Consider the following 17,947-nt stretch of genomic DNA (forward strand, 5'->3'; position numbering starts at 1 on the left):
AGAATAACTCTATGTACTACAGATTTTCAACACTATAAATAACGGGACAGAAGCTGTCCTGCGATCTTACCACAGAAAAAGACTGCTACTGTCCCGACTACTTTCTTAAAACATTTTACCACAGAATCAGTCTTTTGACAGACTTCCTTTTTTCGTTCGTGTTGCTGCGTAAGCCTTCATCAATAATGTTCCGATAACACCTACAGCTATCACGTTCGATACCACTGCGATTCCTCCTTGCGTATACACTTTACTCGCAGGTTCACTGTAAATCAGCACATCCAAAGTTGGCGCAATCAGTCCCCAAACCACCGCATTACCAATGACTTGATAAATGTTGAAGGTGATCATGTCTTTCTTTGTGAATTCACCATGCTCCAAATCCATTTTTCTTCCTGCAAATCCATAGACAAGTCCAATAATTCCAGAACAAATGATCCAGCTCCACCAAGCACTTCCGTACGTAGTAAAATCTTTCAAGGTATGACCGATCAGACCAATCAAGCCACCGGCAATTGGTCCAAATAAGGCAGACATCAATGCTAGAAATGGATAGGCTGTTTCTAGGTTCGTATTAGGAAATCCGGTTGGGATAACTGCAAAACGACCTAAAATGACAAACACAGCGGAACCGATTCCTATCGCAACAATTGTTTTAACTGAAAAATCTTTTTTCATTTTTTTCACTCCTGCTTCTATTCAAAAATAATTTTTGGCGCTTTTCTCAACTGAATCGTCCATTCTGTTCCTGTGCCGATATGATATAAATCAGAAAAAGAATCCTGATTGACTGCAACACCGATATTGACTAATGAATTGACATATACCAGAGGTTCTCCGATATGGACATCTGCAAATGATTTCGCAAACTGCATAATATTCTGATACACTTTTTTTCCTTGATGAAAAATCGTAACCTGTAGATTATCCCCATGAGCTATTTGTTCTTGCTTCATGAAATCCAATGGGATATTGGTCCATAGAGAGCCAAAACGGACATCTAAAACATCAATACTCCCCTCTAAAATACCACTATTTCGTTTTGCTTCAATCAGCGGCAGAAGCTCTAACGTATCTGCTGTTACAACACTGCCCAGCTCAGTAAACTCGATCTCTCCATGAGCTAAACGCGCACCATTATAAGCGTAAATATCGCGTCCATGAAATGTATGACTTTCTTCTGAATGAGGCAATCTGCTTTTCACTTCATCAATCGCTCGAATTTCTTCAATTCCTTGGTAATGATGAATATGTGTCAATGAACCATTGTCCGGCGTAATGATATAATGACCGGAAACTGTTTTTGCTACAATACTTCTTCTTGTACTTCCTACTCCTGGATCAACAACTGAAACAAAAACTGACCCTTTCGGCCAATACTTCACCGTCTGATACAAACGATACGAAGCGACCCAAATGTCATACGGGGGAATCTCATGTGTCAGATCCTCCACGACGATCTCATCGCTGACCATGTGTGCAACACCATACATCGCACTGACTGCACCATCTCCCAGACCAAAATCCGTCTGTAATACTAAATATTTTCCCACACTGTCAGCTCCTTCATTAATCTGAAAAATCAGTATATTATAAATTCAGCTCCAATCGTATCATAAGATTAACGGACAATCAAACAAGAAATATGAAAATCATTCGGGATATGAAAACATACTCCCGAACTATTTTTTTAAAGTTCAGAATGCCTGCTTGAACAGCTACAAGTGATTAAGTTTAAAACTAAAAAAGAGCCTGGCATCAAACTCAATGCCTCGACTCTCTAAAAATTGAATAATCAGTCTTCTATAAGAAAAAGTATTTTGCTTAAGGACTGCTTTTAATCCATCCCAATTTCAGCCTGTACAACCTCTGCAATCGTATCTACATAGTAATCTACTTTTTCTTTTGTCGGCGCTTCAGCCATGACACGAAGCAACGGTTCTGTACCTGAAGGTCTAACTAAAATTCGTCCATCACCATTCATTTCCTGCTCCATCAATTCAACGATTGCTTTGATTGCAGGAACATCCATCGCGTTATTTTTATTCGTCACACGAATGTTTACCAGCTTTTGCGGGTATACAGTAATTTCAGAAGCTAGCTCGGATAATTTTTTGCCAGTCTGTTTCATCACGTTCAATAATTGAACACCAGAAAGCATCCCATCACCCGTCGTATTGTAATCCAAGAAAATCATGTGACCGGATTGCTCTCCACCAAAGTTGTAATCATTTTTCTTCATCTCTTCAACAACATAGCGATCCCCAACTTGGGTAATCACATCAGACATTCCCTCTGCTTCCACAGCTTTACGGAAGCCAAGATTACTCATAACTGTTGTTACGATTGTATTTTTCTTCAAACGTTTCTTTTCAGACAAGTATTTTGCACAGATAAACATGATTTTGTCACCATCAACAATATTTCCAAGCTCATCTACTGCAATCAGGCGGTCCCCATCTCCATCAAAAGCCAAACCAACGTCCGCACCCTTTTCAAGTACAAACTCTGCTAATTTTTCCGGATGTGTCGAACCAACACCATCATTGATGTTCAAACCATTAGGACTAGTTCCCATCGTGAAAAAGTCCGTGTCTAAATCAGCAAACAGACGATTAACAGATGTAGCTGTTGCACCATTTGCTGCATCAATACAGACAGTCAAATCAGATAAATCTCCTGGAATTGTTTGTACAAGAAACTGAGAATATTTCAACAATCCTTCCGGAAACTCTTCTACTGTTCCTAATCCTTCAGCTGATGGTCGTGGCAGTGCATCCTCTTCAGCATCCAACAACGCTTCGATTTCAAGCTCTTGATCGTCAACTAGTTTAAACCCATCTGATCCAAAGAACTTAATTCCGTTATCTTCTGCCGGATTATGAGAAGCAGAAATCATGACACCTGCAGAGGCTTTCTGCAAACGAGTGAGATAAGCAACACCCGGAGTAGCAATAACGCCCAATTGAAAGACTTCAATACCGACAGATAATAAGCCTGCGATAAGTGCTTGTTCAAGCATTTGTCCTGATACTCGTGTATCTCGCCCAACTAGAACTCTAGGTTTACGTGAATCATCTGCTGCATGCTGACTCAATACATAGCCACCGCAACGTCCTAGCTTAAATGCCATTTCTGGTGTCAATTCCTTGTTCGCAATTCCTCTGACACCATCTGTTCCAAAATATTTACCCATCACTTAATTCTCCTTAATCACTAATTAGTTTGGTTAATTTGTACTCTGTTCGGTTGATTGCTGACTGGTCTCTGATGTTCCTGTTGAACGATCACTTTCAGTACTTGTTCTTGATTCAGACCGCTCTGAACTGCTCCTGTTTCCTTGTGTGGTACCAGAGCTATCCGTGATCCCCCAATTGGTTGATTCACTGGTTCCCGACCTTGAGTAAACTGGATTGATTGTTACTTCTACCTGGCTAGGCTCTACTGTGTATTCACCAGTACTTGGAATCGTGATCGTCTGCTTGATCGATGTTCGAATGTTACTGACATCTATCGGTACTTCGATTGTATCGATTGTTTCCAAAACAGAGTTTGACCCACTGATTTCCACAACATTTGTCTCCGCATCAAACGAGAAGCTATTCACATCAGACGGTGGTGTTCCGGAAGCTATAAAGCGTAAAGCAACTTCTTTCTTCGGTAACGACAGCTTCACAGTCACCTTCACTTGAGGCGCCGGATTCTCAATACTAAGCACCTGGCCTTTACTGTCCAGAGCCTGTACATTCACCGTTTGATTGATCGTATCCGTCAATTGGTTTACATTTGTCAATGGTGCCACTACTTGAGCGATCTCTGCCATTGTTTCTTCTCCGGTGGTGATTTCCACATTTTTCGGACTGATAGAAACCGTATCAACCTTATACCCTTCGGCATCAAAGCTGTCAGGTATTTTTGCTTCTACTTCAAATTTTTTCGTTGCTTTCTTTTCAATTGTCACTGTGATTGTCTTAGTTTCCAGCTCAGCTGTGACTGCAGAGCTTAAACTTGTTACTCGTAAAGGCACCTCAGTAGTACCTACGGAAGTATTGGTTAAGTCCGCCACTACTTGAAAATTTCGAGTATCTTCATTGGTCTCTAAATTCAACTGAATTCTGTTGGCACTACTCAGATGAACGGCCACAGTGTCTTCATAACCAGAAACGAAATACTGTTCTTCATCATACTTCAATTGGACGGGTACATTATAAATCATTTCATCATAAATTTGGCTGGTTGTTGCCGTGTTCCCGGAATTTCCTTCTGAATTCGCATTGAAAAAAAGAAGTAGGGCGAATAATAGAGCAAGCAAGCCGGAGAACCAGTTGCTTTGGTACGCCTTTTTCATTTCTTTTTCCCTCCCTTAGTCACACCGTCAATAAAGTGCTGGAGGATATTTTTACGACTTTTCTTTTCTTCGTCCGGAACAAGCTCTTCCCTAAGAATTTTTAAGTACTCTTCTTGTGTCAGTCTAGGAATTAATTCGTTATTCAGTGTCAAACTGACATCACCGGTTTCCTCAGATACAATAATGGTCACTGCATCGCTGACTTCACTGATTCCAACTGCTGCTCTGTGCCTCGTACCAAATTCTTTTGGAATCAAATTACTTTCTGACAGCGGTAGGTAAGCAGATGCAACGGCAATTTTTCCCTCTTCAATAATCACAGCACCATCATGGAGAGGTGTATTTGGTATAAAGATGTTAATCAATAGTTCGCCTGTGACATCAGCATCCAAACTGATCCCTGTTTCAATATACTCCTCTAACCCGGTATTTCTGGCAACAGTTATCAACGCACCTATTTTCCGTTTGGACATATATTGAATGGCCTTATCAAATGCGAGAATCATCTTCTCATCTTCCTGCTGCTCACTTTTAGACGCTTTGAAAAACGAGCTTCGACCCAAATGTTCCAAGCCTCGCCGGACCTCTGGTTGAAAAATTACCACCGCTGCAATCACACCATACATAATGACCTGATTCATTAACCAAGACAGCGTGTGCAATCCAATGATTTCACTTATCATTCGAATGATAATAAAGACTGCTACACCTTTTAATAATTGAACGGCTTTTGTTCCTTTTACAAGCATGATCAGCTTATATACTAAGTACCATACGACTAAAACATCAATAATATTTATAATAAAATTACTGGACAACAAGTCATTGGACGTAAATTTCTGCCAATAGCTTACATCAAAAAATTGACTGATTTGAAAAGCTGTCATATAAGTTATCACTTCTCTCTGAAGATTTCCTTTTTTTAGTATAGCATAAATTTTTTAGGGATTACAGAATACTGAAAATTGAAAGAAACTTTTATGAAATAGGACATAGTTTTTTCGAAATAAAAAAGCTTTTGAAGAAAAGCGTGGAACATAATTCAGTCCCGCACTCCTCTATACACCTAAAACTGAATAAACGGTGGGTAACCACTGTGTTTCAAGGCTCTTCGGAAATAAGCCGTAGTATTCTGAAAATGTGAGTGATCACTTTCATATACTACGGCTTATTTCTTGAAGCAGACCACTTTTGGCCCAACCTCTTCAAAAGCTTCTGTTTTTATGCTATTCTTTTTCTCTTCGCGCAGCCCGTTCTGCTCGACGCGCCGCTCTACGTGCATCTGCTTCCGGATCTTTGACACGTTCTTTTCTTTCACGTACTGGTTTTTCCGTCGGCTGCGTACCAGATTCCGCTGCTGATTTTTCCAGTCTCGCACGAATCTTTTCTTCCTGACCAGCCACACGAGCATAACTGTAGAAACGATTTTTCGCATCGTTTACGGTCTTATCAAACAGCTTCCCTGCGTACTCTGCCTGTGTAGATTCCAGTGCGGAGAAACGGACCTGCTTTCTCATAAAGCCTTTCATTTCATCAAAATTCGGTTTTTTATAATCCAAAGTCATTGGATTCTTCCCTTTTTCTCTCATTTCAGGATTGTAACGATACAGTGACCAATAACCTGATTGAACCGCTTCTTTTGCCTCTAGTAAAGTTTGGCTCATACCACCTTTCAGCCCATGAGCGATACATGGCGTATAAGCAATAATGAGGGATGGTCCAGGGAATTTTTCAGCCTCTTCAAAAGCTTTGATCGTCTGCATTTGATTTGCCCCTGAAGCAATTTGTGCAACATACACATTTCCATAGGTCATGGCCATCATGCCCAAATCCTTTTTGGAAATATATTTCCCGCTAGCAGAGAATTTCGCAATCGCTGAAGCTGGTGTTGCTTTCGATGTTTGCCCACCCGTGTTGGAATAGACTTCATTATCCAAAACAAGCATATTGACATCTGCACCACTTGCCAACACATGATCGATACCACCAAAACCGATATCGTATGCCCAGCCATCGCCTCCAATCATCCACTGGCTTTGCTTCACAAACAGGTCCCGATCTTCATAAATAGCTTCGAGTAACGAATGACCGGATTTTTCAGCTTCTAAAGCAGCTGTCAGCTTCGCAGCCCGTTGCTGTGTTCCTTCACTGTCAACCATATGTGCCAGCCAATCTTCCATCAGCAGCTTCAGCTCAGTTGATGCTTCGCTCATCGCTTCAGTCATTGCAACAGCCAGATATTCTCTTCTTGTTTGCGCGGCCAAAAACATCCCATAGCCAAATTCTGCATTATCTTCCAATAAGGAATTAGACCAAGCCGGACCTTGTCCAGCATCATTTGTAGTATAAGGTGACACAGGTGCTGCCGCTCCCCAGATAGAAGAACAACCTGTTGCATTGGCAATCATCATCCGATCACCAAACATTTGTGTCAGCAATTTAACATACGGTGTTTCCCCACAACCCGAGCAAGCACCTGAAAATTCAAGTAAAGGTTTATTAAATTGTGAACCGAGAACCGTATTCGGCTTCGCCGGATTTTCTTTTTGTCTCAAGGTCATAGAGAAGGCCCAATTCATGGCTTGCTCTTTTTGTTCGTTGTATGGCTTCATTACCAAGGCTTTTCCTTTAGCCGGACACGCTTCAACACAGAGACCACAGCCTGTACAATCTTCTACAGAAACCTGAATACGGTATTTCAAACCATCTGCGCCACGCATTTCTCGCACGATATAGCCTTCAGGTGCTGCGCCCATTTCTTCCTCATCTGCAAGAAATGGTCGAATAGCCGCATGTGGACAGACAAAGGAACATTCGTTACACATCGTACAGCGATCACTGATCCACTCCGGCACTTCCAAAGCAATCCCGCGTTTTTCTACAGCTGTTGTTCCTAAAGGCATCCGCCCATCTGTCATACCATTATTGACCAAAGCTCCAACAGAAAGATCATTCCCATCCTGACGATTGATTGGTTCAACGATTTCACGAATATATTTTGAAACATCCATATTTGGTGTTGCAATCTTAATTTCACAGTCTTTCCAATCTTCCGGCACCTCTACTTCATGCAACAGTTCCACGGTACGATCGATCGCTTCCACATTTTTTTCAACAACAGCCATCGATTTATGCCCATAGCTTTTCAGTGCTTCATCTTTCAAAATAGGTAATACTTCTTCAAAAGGCATGATATCAGCAAGCTTAAAGAATGCTGTTTCCATCGCAGTGTTGATTCTTCCGCCCAAACCAACCTCCGTTGCCAGTTTGACTGCATTGATCGTATAAAAGCGAATCTCATTTTCCGCAAGGTACTTCTTCATCTTTGCAGGTAAGAACCGTTCAAGCTGTTCATCATTCCAAATCGTATTGAGCAGGAAGGTTCCGCCTTTTTTCAAGCCTTTCAATAAATCATAGGTATTCAAATACGCCGCTGTATGACAGGCAATAAAATCTGCATGCTCAATGAGATAGGTCGACCGAATCGGAGTCTCCCCAAAACGTAGATGAGAAACAGTCAGTCCACCTGATTTTTTTGAATCATAGTGGAAGTAGCCTTGCGCATATTTATTTGTATGATCTCCAATGATTTTGATTGCTGATTTATTGGCACCCACAGTTCCGTCAGAACCAAAGCCCCAGAATTTCGCTTGATAGGTCTGTGCATCAGTCAAATCGACCGCTTGGCCTGAATCTAAAGAGGTTTCAGTCACATCATCGACGATTCCTAATGTGAAACGAGACTTACGACTGCTTTCTTCCTTCAACAATTCATTATACACAGCGATGATTTGATTTGGTAAAACATCTTTTGACCCTAGTCCATAACGACCACCAACGATTGCCGGACGAAGTGTGGACTCATATAAAGCACTTTGAACATCCAGAAGCAATGGATCACCACCAGCACCTGGTTCTTTCGTGCGATCAAGCACAGCAATTGATTTCACTGTCGCAGGCATCTTTTCTAAAAATGTATCAATTGGAAACGGACGATACAAGTGAATATTCAAAAAACCGACCTTTCTTCCTTGAGCGTTTAAATGATCCACGGTTTGCTCGATCGTTTGCGCCACTGATCCCATAGAGACGATGACTTCTTCAGCATCCTCTGCTCCATAATAAGTCACTAGGTCATAATTGGTTCCACGTAGTTGATTGATTTCCTTCATATAGGATTGAACAATTTCCGGCAGCTTGTCATAATATTGATTAACTGTTTCACGCTGTTGGAAGTGAATATCCGGATTTTGGTTTGTTCCACTGACCGAAGGATGGTTTGGGTTCATACTCCGCTCTCTAAAATCAGCCAACGCCTCTTGATTTACCAGAGGAAGCAATTCATCATAATCGATCACTTCAATTTTTTGAATTTCATGGCTTGTTCTAAATCCATCGAAAAAGTTCATAAATGGTACTTTTGCTTCTAATGAAGCCAAGTGTGCAACAGGCGACAGATCCATCACTTCCTGTACACTGCTTTCACACAACATTGCAAAGCCTGTTTGACGAGCTGCCATAACATCCCCATGATCGCCAAAAATATTTAAAGCTCCAGTTGTTACTGCTCTACTTGCTACATGAAAAACAGTTGGAAGTAGCTCTCCGGCAATTTTATACATATTTGGAATCATCAGCAACAACCCTTGAGAAGCTGTATAAGTGGTCGTCATTGCTCCAGATTTTAGTGAGCCATGAACCACTCCAGCCGCCCCGGCTTCAGATTGCATTTCAACGATTTTGACTGGTTGACCAAATAAATTCAGTTTTCCTTCTGATGCCCACTGGTCAACCAACTCGGCCATTGTTGAACTTGGTGTAATCGGGTAAATAGCTGCCAATTCTGTAAACGCATATGAGATATATGCTGCTGCAGTATTTCCGTCCATTGTTTTCATTTTACGCATACGAATAATCATCCTTCTATCTATTAAAAGTAAAGTTATTTAAACATTCATTCCTCATCTATTATAACGGATAGAAGCAAACAATGAAACATTTTATTGAATTTTTTCACAAACTTTCAATATTCCATACTTTTCCATTCTGTTTCATTCATAAGAAAATATCTTTTTTGTCTAATAAACCAAGCTTTCATCTTGATAAATCGCACATCTTTTATGTTCAATCTTTTTTACTAAAATCTGTGAAAAAGATTCATAATCCAAGAAAACACTAATATTTGCTGATAATTTCAATGGAATTACCAATAAATACAAACATGGTCTTCAAGTACAAAAAAATACCCTCGATTGCAATCACTTAGTAAGTGATTGTAATCGAGAGTGCGATAAAATTTTTTATTACTTAATTAATATAGCTCCAAATACTGTTCTCTTTCCCATTCAGAAACAGTTTGACGGAAGGCCGCCCATTCCATACGTTTCGCCTCAACAAAGTTTGCATAGATATGTTCGCCTAACGCATCTTTCATTACTTCATCCTTGCGTAGCTCTTTGATCGCATTATGAATTGTTGATGGTAAATCTTCGATCTGCGCTTCTTTTCTTTCTTCTTCATTCATTACATAGATGTTTCTATCTACTGCTTTTGGCGGTGTGATTTCATTTCTGATACCATCCAACCCTGCCTGAAGCAGTACAGCCATTGTCAAATATGGATTGGCAGATGGATCAACCGAACGTAGCTCTAAACGTGTAGACAAGCCTCTTGACTCCGGTACACGTACTAGCGGTGAACGATTTCTTCCACTCCAAGCTACATAAACAGGAGCCTCATACCCCGGAACCAGACGTTTATAAGAGTTGACTGTTGGATTACAAACCGCTGTATAAGCACGAGCATGCTTCAGTAGACCACCTAAGAAGTAATATGCTGTTTGACTAAGCTGCATTGGGCCAGCTTCATCAAAGAAGGCATTGCCTTCTTCTGTAAATAAGGACATGTTACAGTGCATCCCGGAACCGTTAATCCCGAATAACGGCTTCGGCATGAATGTTGCGTGAAGGCCATGTTTTCTGGCAATTGTTTTTACAACCAGTTTAAATGTTTGGATGTTGTCACAAGCTTCCACAACATCTGCATACTTGAAATCGATCTCGTGCTGACCTGGTGCTACCTCATGATGAGAAGCCTCTACTTCAAAGCCCAGACTTTCCAATTCCAATACAATATCTCTACGACAATTTTCACCTAGATCCGTCGGGGCAAAATCAAAATATCCGCCTCTATCATTCAGATCCGTTGTAATTTCACCATCTTCATCCAGCTTGAACAGGAAGAATTCCGGTTCTGGACCCAAGTTAAACGAAGAAAATCCTAATTCTTTCATATCTGCAAGCGCACGTTTCAGATTCCCACGAGGATCGCCTGCGAAGGGCTCACCATTTGGATTATAGATATCACAAATCAAACGAGCAACTTTTCCATGATCACTTTCCCATGGGAATATCATCCATGTAGATAAATCAGGATACAAGTACATATCACTTTCTTCGATTCGCACAAATCCTTCAATAGAAGAACCGTCAAACATCATTTTGTTGCTGAGTACTTTTTCCAGCTGACTCACGGGTACTTCAACATTTTTGATTGTCCCCATGATATCCGTAAACATCAGTCTTAAAAATCGAACATTCTCTTCTTCAGCAATTCGTTTGATATCTTCTACAGTCTTTTGTTTTTTTGTCATAAGTTCCCTTCACGTCCTTCATTTTTTTATCCGAAACTATAATTTCGGGCCTTGCGATTGGAATGGATTTTGTTGAGTAAGTCCTCCTTGAGAAAGAATCTCGTCGTATAAAATTTTCCGAACATCTTCATCAGTCAGAGGCTTACCAGATGTATCCATGCTTTTCTGTTCTTCCAGCTTCATTGTGTAAACACGTTTGATTCCCGCCATGTTTAAGCCATCTGACAGATAATCTTTGATTTCCAGTAAAGTATCAATATCATTTAAAGAATACATTCTACGATTTCCTTCGCTTCTTTCCGGATGAATCAGGTCCTGCTCTTCGTAATATCGAATCTGACGTGCCGATAAATCAGTCAGCTTCATAACTGTACCAATCGGAAAAACCGACATTGATCTTCTTAACTCTTTTTCTCTCATATCCACCCCCCTCTCTTAGTTGCCTATAAGAATAACAGCACTTTTTTCTCTTGTCAATGATTAATGTTAGGTTTCCTCACATTAAATTTATTTTGTTCGGGTTTAGAAAATTTATAACAAGGTTGTGTGAGGAATGGGCTATCTCAATAAATAAGTCAGATGACGCAGAAATCACTTTGCTCACTTTTAAAATTAGTCGCCTGTTTCTCCATTGTTTAGTTACTAAAAAGTTTGTTAATTGGTTCTAAGAGGTCGTCCCTGATCGGCCCACTCTTTCTCCCCAATAGACCAATAATAAAAAAAACGTATCAGGATCAAGCTCTCCTCTATAAGAGATCGATTCTTCTGATACGTTTCAAGATTGTGCCAAAGCGCTTAGCTTCAAGCAACAAAAGTAGGTACTTTTCATCATCTGCTCTGCTCAAAAGGACAATCACAGTGATTCTAAGCAATAAGCTGCTTCTGTCACACCGCTTATTTAGATTGAGGCACATGAAAAGTCTGGGAAAATATTTATGTCCCAGACCCCCATGCTTTAATTGATTACTACAATATACAATGCTGAAGTAGGCAGATTTGCTTTTGATTATGAATAAAATACGTCATTTACAGCATTTGTTACAGCAATCTTCACATGCTCTGCAGTCAAGCCACCTTGAACATAGAGCATATACGGCGGCCTGATAGGACCATCCGCACTCAGCTCCATGCTAGCCCCTTGTACAAAGGTGCCTGCCGCCATAATGATGTCATCTTCATAGCCAGGCATATAGGATGGAATCGGTGCAACAAAGCTGTCTATCGGAGAAAATTTTTGAATTGCCTGACAAAATGTAATCATCGCTTCCTTCTCTCTCAGCTCGACCATTTGAATTAAATCTGTCCTATGCTCATCCCATTTCGGTGTGGATTCAATACCAAAGGTTGCTAATAGAGCAGCTGTAAATACTGCTCCTTGAATTGCTTGACTAACCACGTGAGGCGCTAAAAAGAAGCCTTGCAGCATCTCATATACGGAATAAAGCATCGCGCCACCCTCGCTACCGACTCCCGGCGTAGTCAATCGATAGGCACAACGTTCGACCAAGTCCTTTTTCCCAGCTAAATAGCCGCCTGTTCTTGCTATCCCACCACCGGGATTTTTAATCAATGATCCTGCCATGAGATCTGCTCCAACCTGTGTTGGTTCTACTTCCTCAGCGAACTCACCATAACAGTTATCGACAAACACAATAATGGTTGGATCGATTTGCTTAACAAACTGAATCATTTCACGAATCTTATCGATCGTGAAAGAAGGTCTGTCCGCATAGCCTCTGGAACGTTGAATACCAATAACCTTTGTCTGTGGCTTCATCTTTTTTCTAACCGTTTCGAAATCAACTTCACCACTAGTCAGCAGATCAACTTGGTCATAATGAATGTCATATTCTTTCATCGAACCGATCCCATTTCCAGCAAGTCCTATCACTTCCAGTAAGGTATCGTAAGGGGTACCGGTTATATACAGCAGTTCATCTCCCGGACGTAAAATTCCAAAAAGGGCCGTTGCAATCGCATGTGTCCCGGAAATCATCTGAGGGCGAACCAACGCATGCTCTGCACCAAAAGCTTCTGCATACACTTTTTCCAAGGCATCTCGCCCCATGTCATCATATCCATAACCTGTTACCGGCATAAAATGAGTGTCCGATATGCGCTGATTCCGAAAAGCTTGCAGGACTTTCGCTTGATTGTTCAAGGCAACTGTCTGCAGCTTTTTTATCTGTGGAGCAATTTTCTGTTCTACCTGCTCCAGCTTTGTAATCAGTTCTGGATGAAGCTCTTCTGTCCAGCTCATTCCTCTGTTCTCCTTACCCATTTCGATTCATTTTTCGCAAATCCCCGAACCTGATAGCTGTTCTCAGCCTCTAAAAATTCTTCTGAAAGAACAATGGTCTGTCGCTTCAGTTCACTCAATGCCTGCCCTTGATCTGCTCCTAAAGTCAACTCGTACGGTGATAGCAGCTCCATCATCTTTTCTCTGATACGACTAATTAGTATTTCTTTGTCCTGGCTTTCCTTCGCTGAAACCAAAACATTCGGAAATAACGTAGGGGTAAACTCATCTTTATCGATTAAATCCTTTTTGTTGTAAACGGTCAAGACAGGAATTGTACCAAAATCCAACTCCTCCATCAACGCAGTGACAGTTTGCTCATGCTGCAATCGATTCGAAGCGCTGGCATCTACCACATGTAACAACAGATCCATCTCACGACTTTCCTCTAAGGTCGATTGGAAAGCTTCAATCAGTTGCGTCGGCAGATCCTGAATGAATCCAACCGTATCTGTGATCGTGACAACCATTCCATTAGGCATCTGCCATTTTTTTGTTAGCGGATCCAATGTCGCAAACAGTTGATCCTCAGAGTATGTTTTAGCTGCTGTTAGTAAATTGATAATGGTCGATTTACCAGCATTCGTATAGCCAACCAGTCCAATCTGAAAAATATCTGCCGTTTGCCGTTTTTGACGACTGCGTTCTCTGTGAGCAGCTACTTCTTTTAATTCTCTTTTGATTACAGTTATTTTGTTGCGAATATGTCTACGGTCCGATTCCAGTTTGGTTTCACCCGGCCCTCTCGTTCCAATTCCTCCGCCAAGACGAGACAAATGCTTTCCTTGTCCAATAAGCCGTGGCAACAAATAGTTCAGCTGAGCTAATTCCACCTGCAGCTTTCCTTCTCTCGAACGGGCACGCAGTGCAAAGATATCTAAAATCAACTGTACTCTATCGATAACGCGAATCCCAAGTGCTTCACAAACTAATTGATTTTGTCTCGGAGTCATTTCATGATTAAAAATGATAACATCCGCCTCATAGGCATCTGCAAAATCGATCAGCTCCTGTAGCTTTCCTTTTCCGATCAAGGTCTGACGATCGACTCTCGGGCGTTTTTGCGTCAGACTAAAAACGACTTCACCTTGTGCCGTTTCTGTCAGGTTTTTCAGCTCTTTCATGGAATCTTCAAATTGTGCACTGTTCTCTTCTGTTTCGACGCCAACCACTATCACTTTTTCTTTCTCGTTTGCCATGTCTTTGTCCTTTCCTATCGCTCCAACCATTGAGTAACCTGCTGTTCAAGCGTCTTCAACGTATCAGGCTGTTGGAGCAAATCAAACCACGCTACATTCTTCATCCGGTTTCTAAACCAGGTCAGCTGTCTCTTGGCATATCGTCTGGAATTCTGTTTGACCTGTTCAACGGCTTCCTCCAAACGGATATTCTTATCAAAATAAGGAAAGAATTCCTTATAGCCAATTCCTTGTGCTGCCTGAGCGTCTCTATTATGATACATCTGCTCTGCTTCTGTCAAAAGTCCCTGTTCCAACATTACATCTACCCGATGATTGATTCGCTCATAGAGAGAGCTGCGTTCTGTTTCCAAACCGATGATAAAATAATCATAAAGAGACGCTGGTTGTTCCTTCGGTGTCAAAATACTGTACCCTGTCACATCAAAAACTTCTAAAGCTCTGATTACCTTCTTTTTATTATTGAAATGGATAGCTGCGGCTGCTGTCGGGTCTTTTTCCAATAGCAGTTGCCATAAAGCTTCATTCCCATTTTCCTCAGCGAAAGCTTCGTATTTTTGTCTCACCTCAGATGTTTCCTCTTCCTTTTTGCTTCCCAGCTGAAAATCATAAAGTAATGACTGAATGTAGAGACCTGTCCCCCCCACAATGATTGGAAGTTTCCCTTTCTCAGTGATTTCCTTGATTCGTTTTCGTCCTTCGCGTTGAAAATCTGCGGCGGAATAGCTCTCCGATATTTCTCGAATATCAATCAGATAATGAGGAATACCTTCCCGCTCTGCTTCTGTTACCTTGGCAGTCCCAATATCCAATTGTCGGTACACCTGCATGGAATCCCCACTAATGATTTCTCCATTCAATTTTTTTGCCAGATGAATACTTAACGCAGTCTTTCCAACCGCTGTAGGGCCTACAATTACTAAAACTTTCTCCATTTGTTTTTGTCCTTTTATATTTTTTAAAAAGACAGGTGGATATACTCATTAATTACTAGTGAGTCTCCGTCCTGCCTTTCTTTTTTATTTATGGTATAACACGTTGCATGATTATTTGGGAACCTTGACTCTGTTGCCAAGTCAACCTCTTTTAGAAGCTTGAGTATAATTACACGCTTTGTCGCGCATCTTTATAATCTGAAAGACTACAGTCGGACGCTAAAATCGCCACCGCTTCTTGTCAGATTTGGGTTATAAAATGGGTCGTCTTCAACATAAGGTAACCATCTATCACGAAAACGTTCGGCTTCTTTCAGGAAGCGTTCTTGTTTTTCCGGCGTGTCTTCGTAGCCTCTTGATTGAGATTCATAATGATAGAGCTCTGTATCTGCTGAATAAACATTGTATTTACCTAATTCTTCATAAACTCTTAAGCAAAGATCCACATCATTATAGGCAACAACAAACTCTTCATCAAAGCCATTCAGTTGTTCAAAATCTGCTTTTTTGATCATCACACAAGCGGCTGTGACTGCTAAATAATCTGTATTTGAAACCAAGCGGCCAAAATAGCCAAAGTCTCCTTTAGGGTAGGTATGGTGTCCATGCCCTGCAACACCACCTAGTCCAACGATCACTCCTGCATGCTGGATTGTATTGTTCTCATAATAAAGCTTGGCACCAACCGTACCTACATGGTCTAGTTGTGCCAGCGAGACCATACTTGTCAACCAATCAGGTGTGATCACCTTCGTATCATTGTTGAGAAACAGCAAGTATTTTCCTTTTGCGTCTCTGGCAGCAATATTATTGATTTTTGAAAAATTGAAGGGGATATCGATCGAATGCTTGATGAAACGATCCCCAAGTTCTGTTTTATACTGATTGTATAATTCTTCCATCTGTGGCTCATCGCTACCATTATCAGCTACAATTACCTCATAGTTCGGGTAAGTCGTCAGTTCAATGATCGAATCAATACAACGTTTCAAATCTTTATAGCCGTTTCGAGTGGGGATGATGATCGAAACCAGTTCTTTATCGGCAATCGCATAGTTCACTCGATACAGTCCATTTGCGGCACCAGCTTCAACTGTTCCATCAATGCTTCTTCTTTCCAATGCTTCTCGCAACGCTTTTTGCCCTGCTTGAAAGGCATAATCTTTAGAGCCTTGATTTGCGGCAGTCGAGGTTTCCAGCATACGCCAGTGATAAAGCACTTTCGGTATGTGAGCAATGGTCTTTGATGAAATCATTTCTGTAAAGCGAAGAACCAAATCATAATCCTGTGCTCCCTCAAACCCAACGCGAAGACCGCCAATTTCTTCAATGATTGAACGACGATACACCCCTAAATGAGAAATATAGTTCGTACTCATCAGCAGATCCGGAGACCACTGCGGCTTAAATGCCGGATCAGAACGTGTTCCTGCTTCATCGATTTTATCCTCATCACTATAGATCAAGTTCAGCTCTGGCCGCTCGTTCAAGAGACGGACAACCTCATATAGTGCATTTGGTGCCAGCTCATCATCATTATCTAAGAGCGCCACAAACTTTCCTGTAGCGACTTCCAACGCTGAATTAGTTGCTCGACAAATATGACCATTCTCTTTACGGAAAACCACTTTGATTCGCGGATCTTCCTTTTCATACTTCGCCAGAGCATTTAACAAGTCTTGATGGGTAGAAGCATCGTCAGCGATGCAAAGCTCCCAATTTGTATAGGTCTGATTTTTGACAGACTGAATACACTTATCCAGCCATTTGACCTCAACATTATAAACAGGCATCACGATAGAAATCAGGATATCTTTATTGATTTCTGCTGGCATGTCCAATGGTCGTTCGTTCTTTTCGATCCAGTCCAAGTATTTGTCATTTGTCTTTTGCTGATCGATCCGCACTCTGCGATAGGTATTCAAGATTCCGTTTCGCTTTAAATAGCCCAGACCTTTTTTGAACTTTCTAAAATAGTGCACCCATTTTTCTTTGCGGGCAGTTTGACTGACATCAGAATAACTTTTGGTCAAGTCGACTGTTTGGGTAACAGTCCCTTCTTCATTAGAAAAGTTTAGAATAGCTTCTCCTTTAAATGCGTTCAGCTTCAAGTTTATATTGAACCCGATAGAGACATAGGGTGGTAAATCATAAGCTTCTATCACATCTGGTCTTGGTGTAAGTCCAACCTTACTTTCAATAACGACTTCTGATGAAGCAACATTGATTTTTGGATTTTTCTTCGTCGCTAAATCAACAGCCCAACCTCTAACTGTGATTTCTTTTGTTTTCTTGTTTTTATAAATATTATCAATTGTTACGATAATGCTCTGCTCGTTTGTCATTGAATTGATTCGTTCCTTTTCTGCAAATTTTTCCTAATTCTAGATTACAGTGTTTTTTCTATAAAGTCCACTCACGTCGCCAACCTGAAATTGAAAATAATAATATCGTTTCAAATCACTTGTGATGAATCTGTAAATTTCTTTTATCTTCCGAAGCTTATTATACTTT

Annotated in this window: 12 protein-coding genes; all 12 read right to left on the minus strand. The window is 41.0% G+C overall.

Features of this window, described 5'->3' with window-relative positions; genetic code table 11:
- Positions 1 to 126: 126 nt before the first annotated feature.
- The 12 genes from A5888_RS07370 to A5888_RS07425 all read right to left on the minus strand — a co-directional run bounded on the left by A5888_RS07370 (position 127) and on the right by A5888_RS07425 (position 17,778).
- Positions 127 to 678: an ECF-type riboflavin transporter substrate-binding protein gene (locus tag A5888_RS07370; RefSeq protein WP_086350422.1), complete on the minus strand. Its 552-nt coding sequence runs from the start codon at positions 676 to 678 to the stop codon at positions 127 to 129.
- Positions 679 to 695: 17 nt separating this feature from the next.
- Positions 696 to 1,553: an SAM hydrolase/SAM-dependent halogenase family protein gene (locus tag A5888_RS07375; protein WP_086350423.1), complete on the minus strand. Its 858-nt coding sequence runs from the start codon at positions 1,551 to 1,553 to the stop codon at positions 696 to 698.
- A gap of 284 nt (positions 1,554 to 1,837) precedes the next feature.
- Entirely contained in the window at positions 1,838 to 3,196 is a 1,359-nt protein-coding gene (gene glmM, locus A5888_RS07380; RefSeq protein ID WP_086350424.1) for a phosphoglucosamine mutase, read from the minus strand.
- Between the two features lie 33 nt (positions 3,197 to 3,229).
- Positions 3,230 to 4,348, minus strand: coding sequence for a CdaR family protein (locus A5888_RS07385; RefSeq protein ID WP_086350425.1), 1,119 nt, complete (start codon positions 4,346 to 4,348; stop codon positions 3,230 to 3,232).
- The gene (cdaA, locus tag A5888_RS07390) at positions 4,345 to 5,235 is read right to left on the minus strand and encodes a diadenylate cyclase CdaA (RefSeq protein ID WP_339102022.1); all 891 of its coding nucleotides are present in this window, start codon (positions 5,233 to 5,235) and stop codon (positions 4,345 to 4,347) included. Before cdaA ends, A5888_RS07385 begins: the two co-directional genes overlap by 4 nt.
- Before the next feature lie 339 nt (positions 5,236 to 5,574).
- Complete coding sequence (gene nifJ, locus A5888_RS07395; RefSeq protein ID WP_339102023.1) at positions 5,575 to 9,255, minus strand: pyruvate:ferredoxin (flavodoxin) oxidoreductase; 3,681 nt, start codon at positions 9,253 to 9,255, stop codon at positions 5,575 to 5,577.
- A gap of 404 nt (positions 9,256 to 9,659) precedes the next feature.
- Positions 9,660 to 11,000, minus strand: coding sequence for a type I glutamate--ammonia ligase (gene glnA, locus A5888_RS07400; protein ID WP_086350427.1), 1,341 nt, complete (start codon positions 10,998 to 11,000; stop codon positions 9,660 to 9,662).
- 36 nt (positions 11,001 to 11,036) lie between these two features.
- Positions 11,037 to 11,420 (minus strand): MerR family transcriptional regulator, encoded by a 384-nt coding sequence (locus tag A5888_RS07405; RefSeq protein WP_086350428.1) that lies wholly within the window; start codon positions 11,418 to 11,420, stop codon positions 11,037 to 11,039.
- A 586-nt stretch (positions 11,421 to 12,006) separates the two neighbouring features.
- On the minus strand, positions 12,007 to 13,260 hold the full coding sequence (locus A5888_RS07410; RefSeq protein ID WP_086350429.1) for an aminotransferase class I/II-fold pyridoxal phosphate-dependent enzyme: 1,254 nt from the start codon (positions 13,258 to 13,260) through the stop codon (positions 12,007 to 12,009).
- Positions 13,257 to 14,498 carry a GTPase HflX gene (hflX, locus tag A5888_RS07415; protein ID WP_086350541.1) on the minus strand — a complete coding sequence of 414 codons (1,242 nt, stop codon included), beginning with the start codon at positions 14,496 to 14,498 and terminating at the stop codon, positions 13,257 to 13,259. The genes A5888_RS07410 and hflX overlap by 4 nt, the downstream gene beginning before the upstream one ends.
- 14 nt (positions 14,499 to 14,512) lie before the next feature.
- Complete coding sequence (gene miaA, locus A5888_RS07420) at positions 14,513 to 15,433, minus strand: tRNA (adenosine(37)-N6)-dimethylallyltransferase MiaA (protein WP_339102024.1); 921 nt, start codon at positions 15,431 to 15,433, stop codon at positions 14,513 to 14,515.
- Positions 15,434 to 15,639: 206 nt separating this feature from the next.
- Entirely contained in the window at positions 15,640 to 17,778 is a 2,139-nt protein-coding gene (locus A5888_RS07425; protein WP_086350431.1) for a glycosyltransferase family 2 protein, read from the minus strand.
- Positions 17,779 to 17,947: the final 169 nt, after the last annotated feature.

Source organism: Enterococcus sp. 9E7_DIV0242 (assembly GCF_002140975.2).
Lineage (GTDB): Bacteria > Bacillota > Bacilli > Lactobacillales > Enterococcaceae > Enterococcus_L > Enterococcus_L clewellii.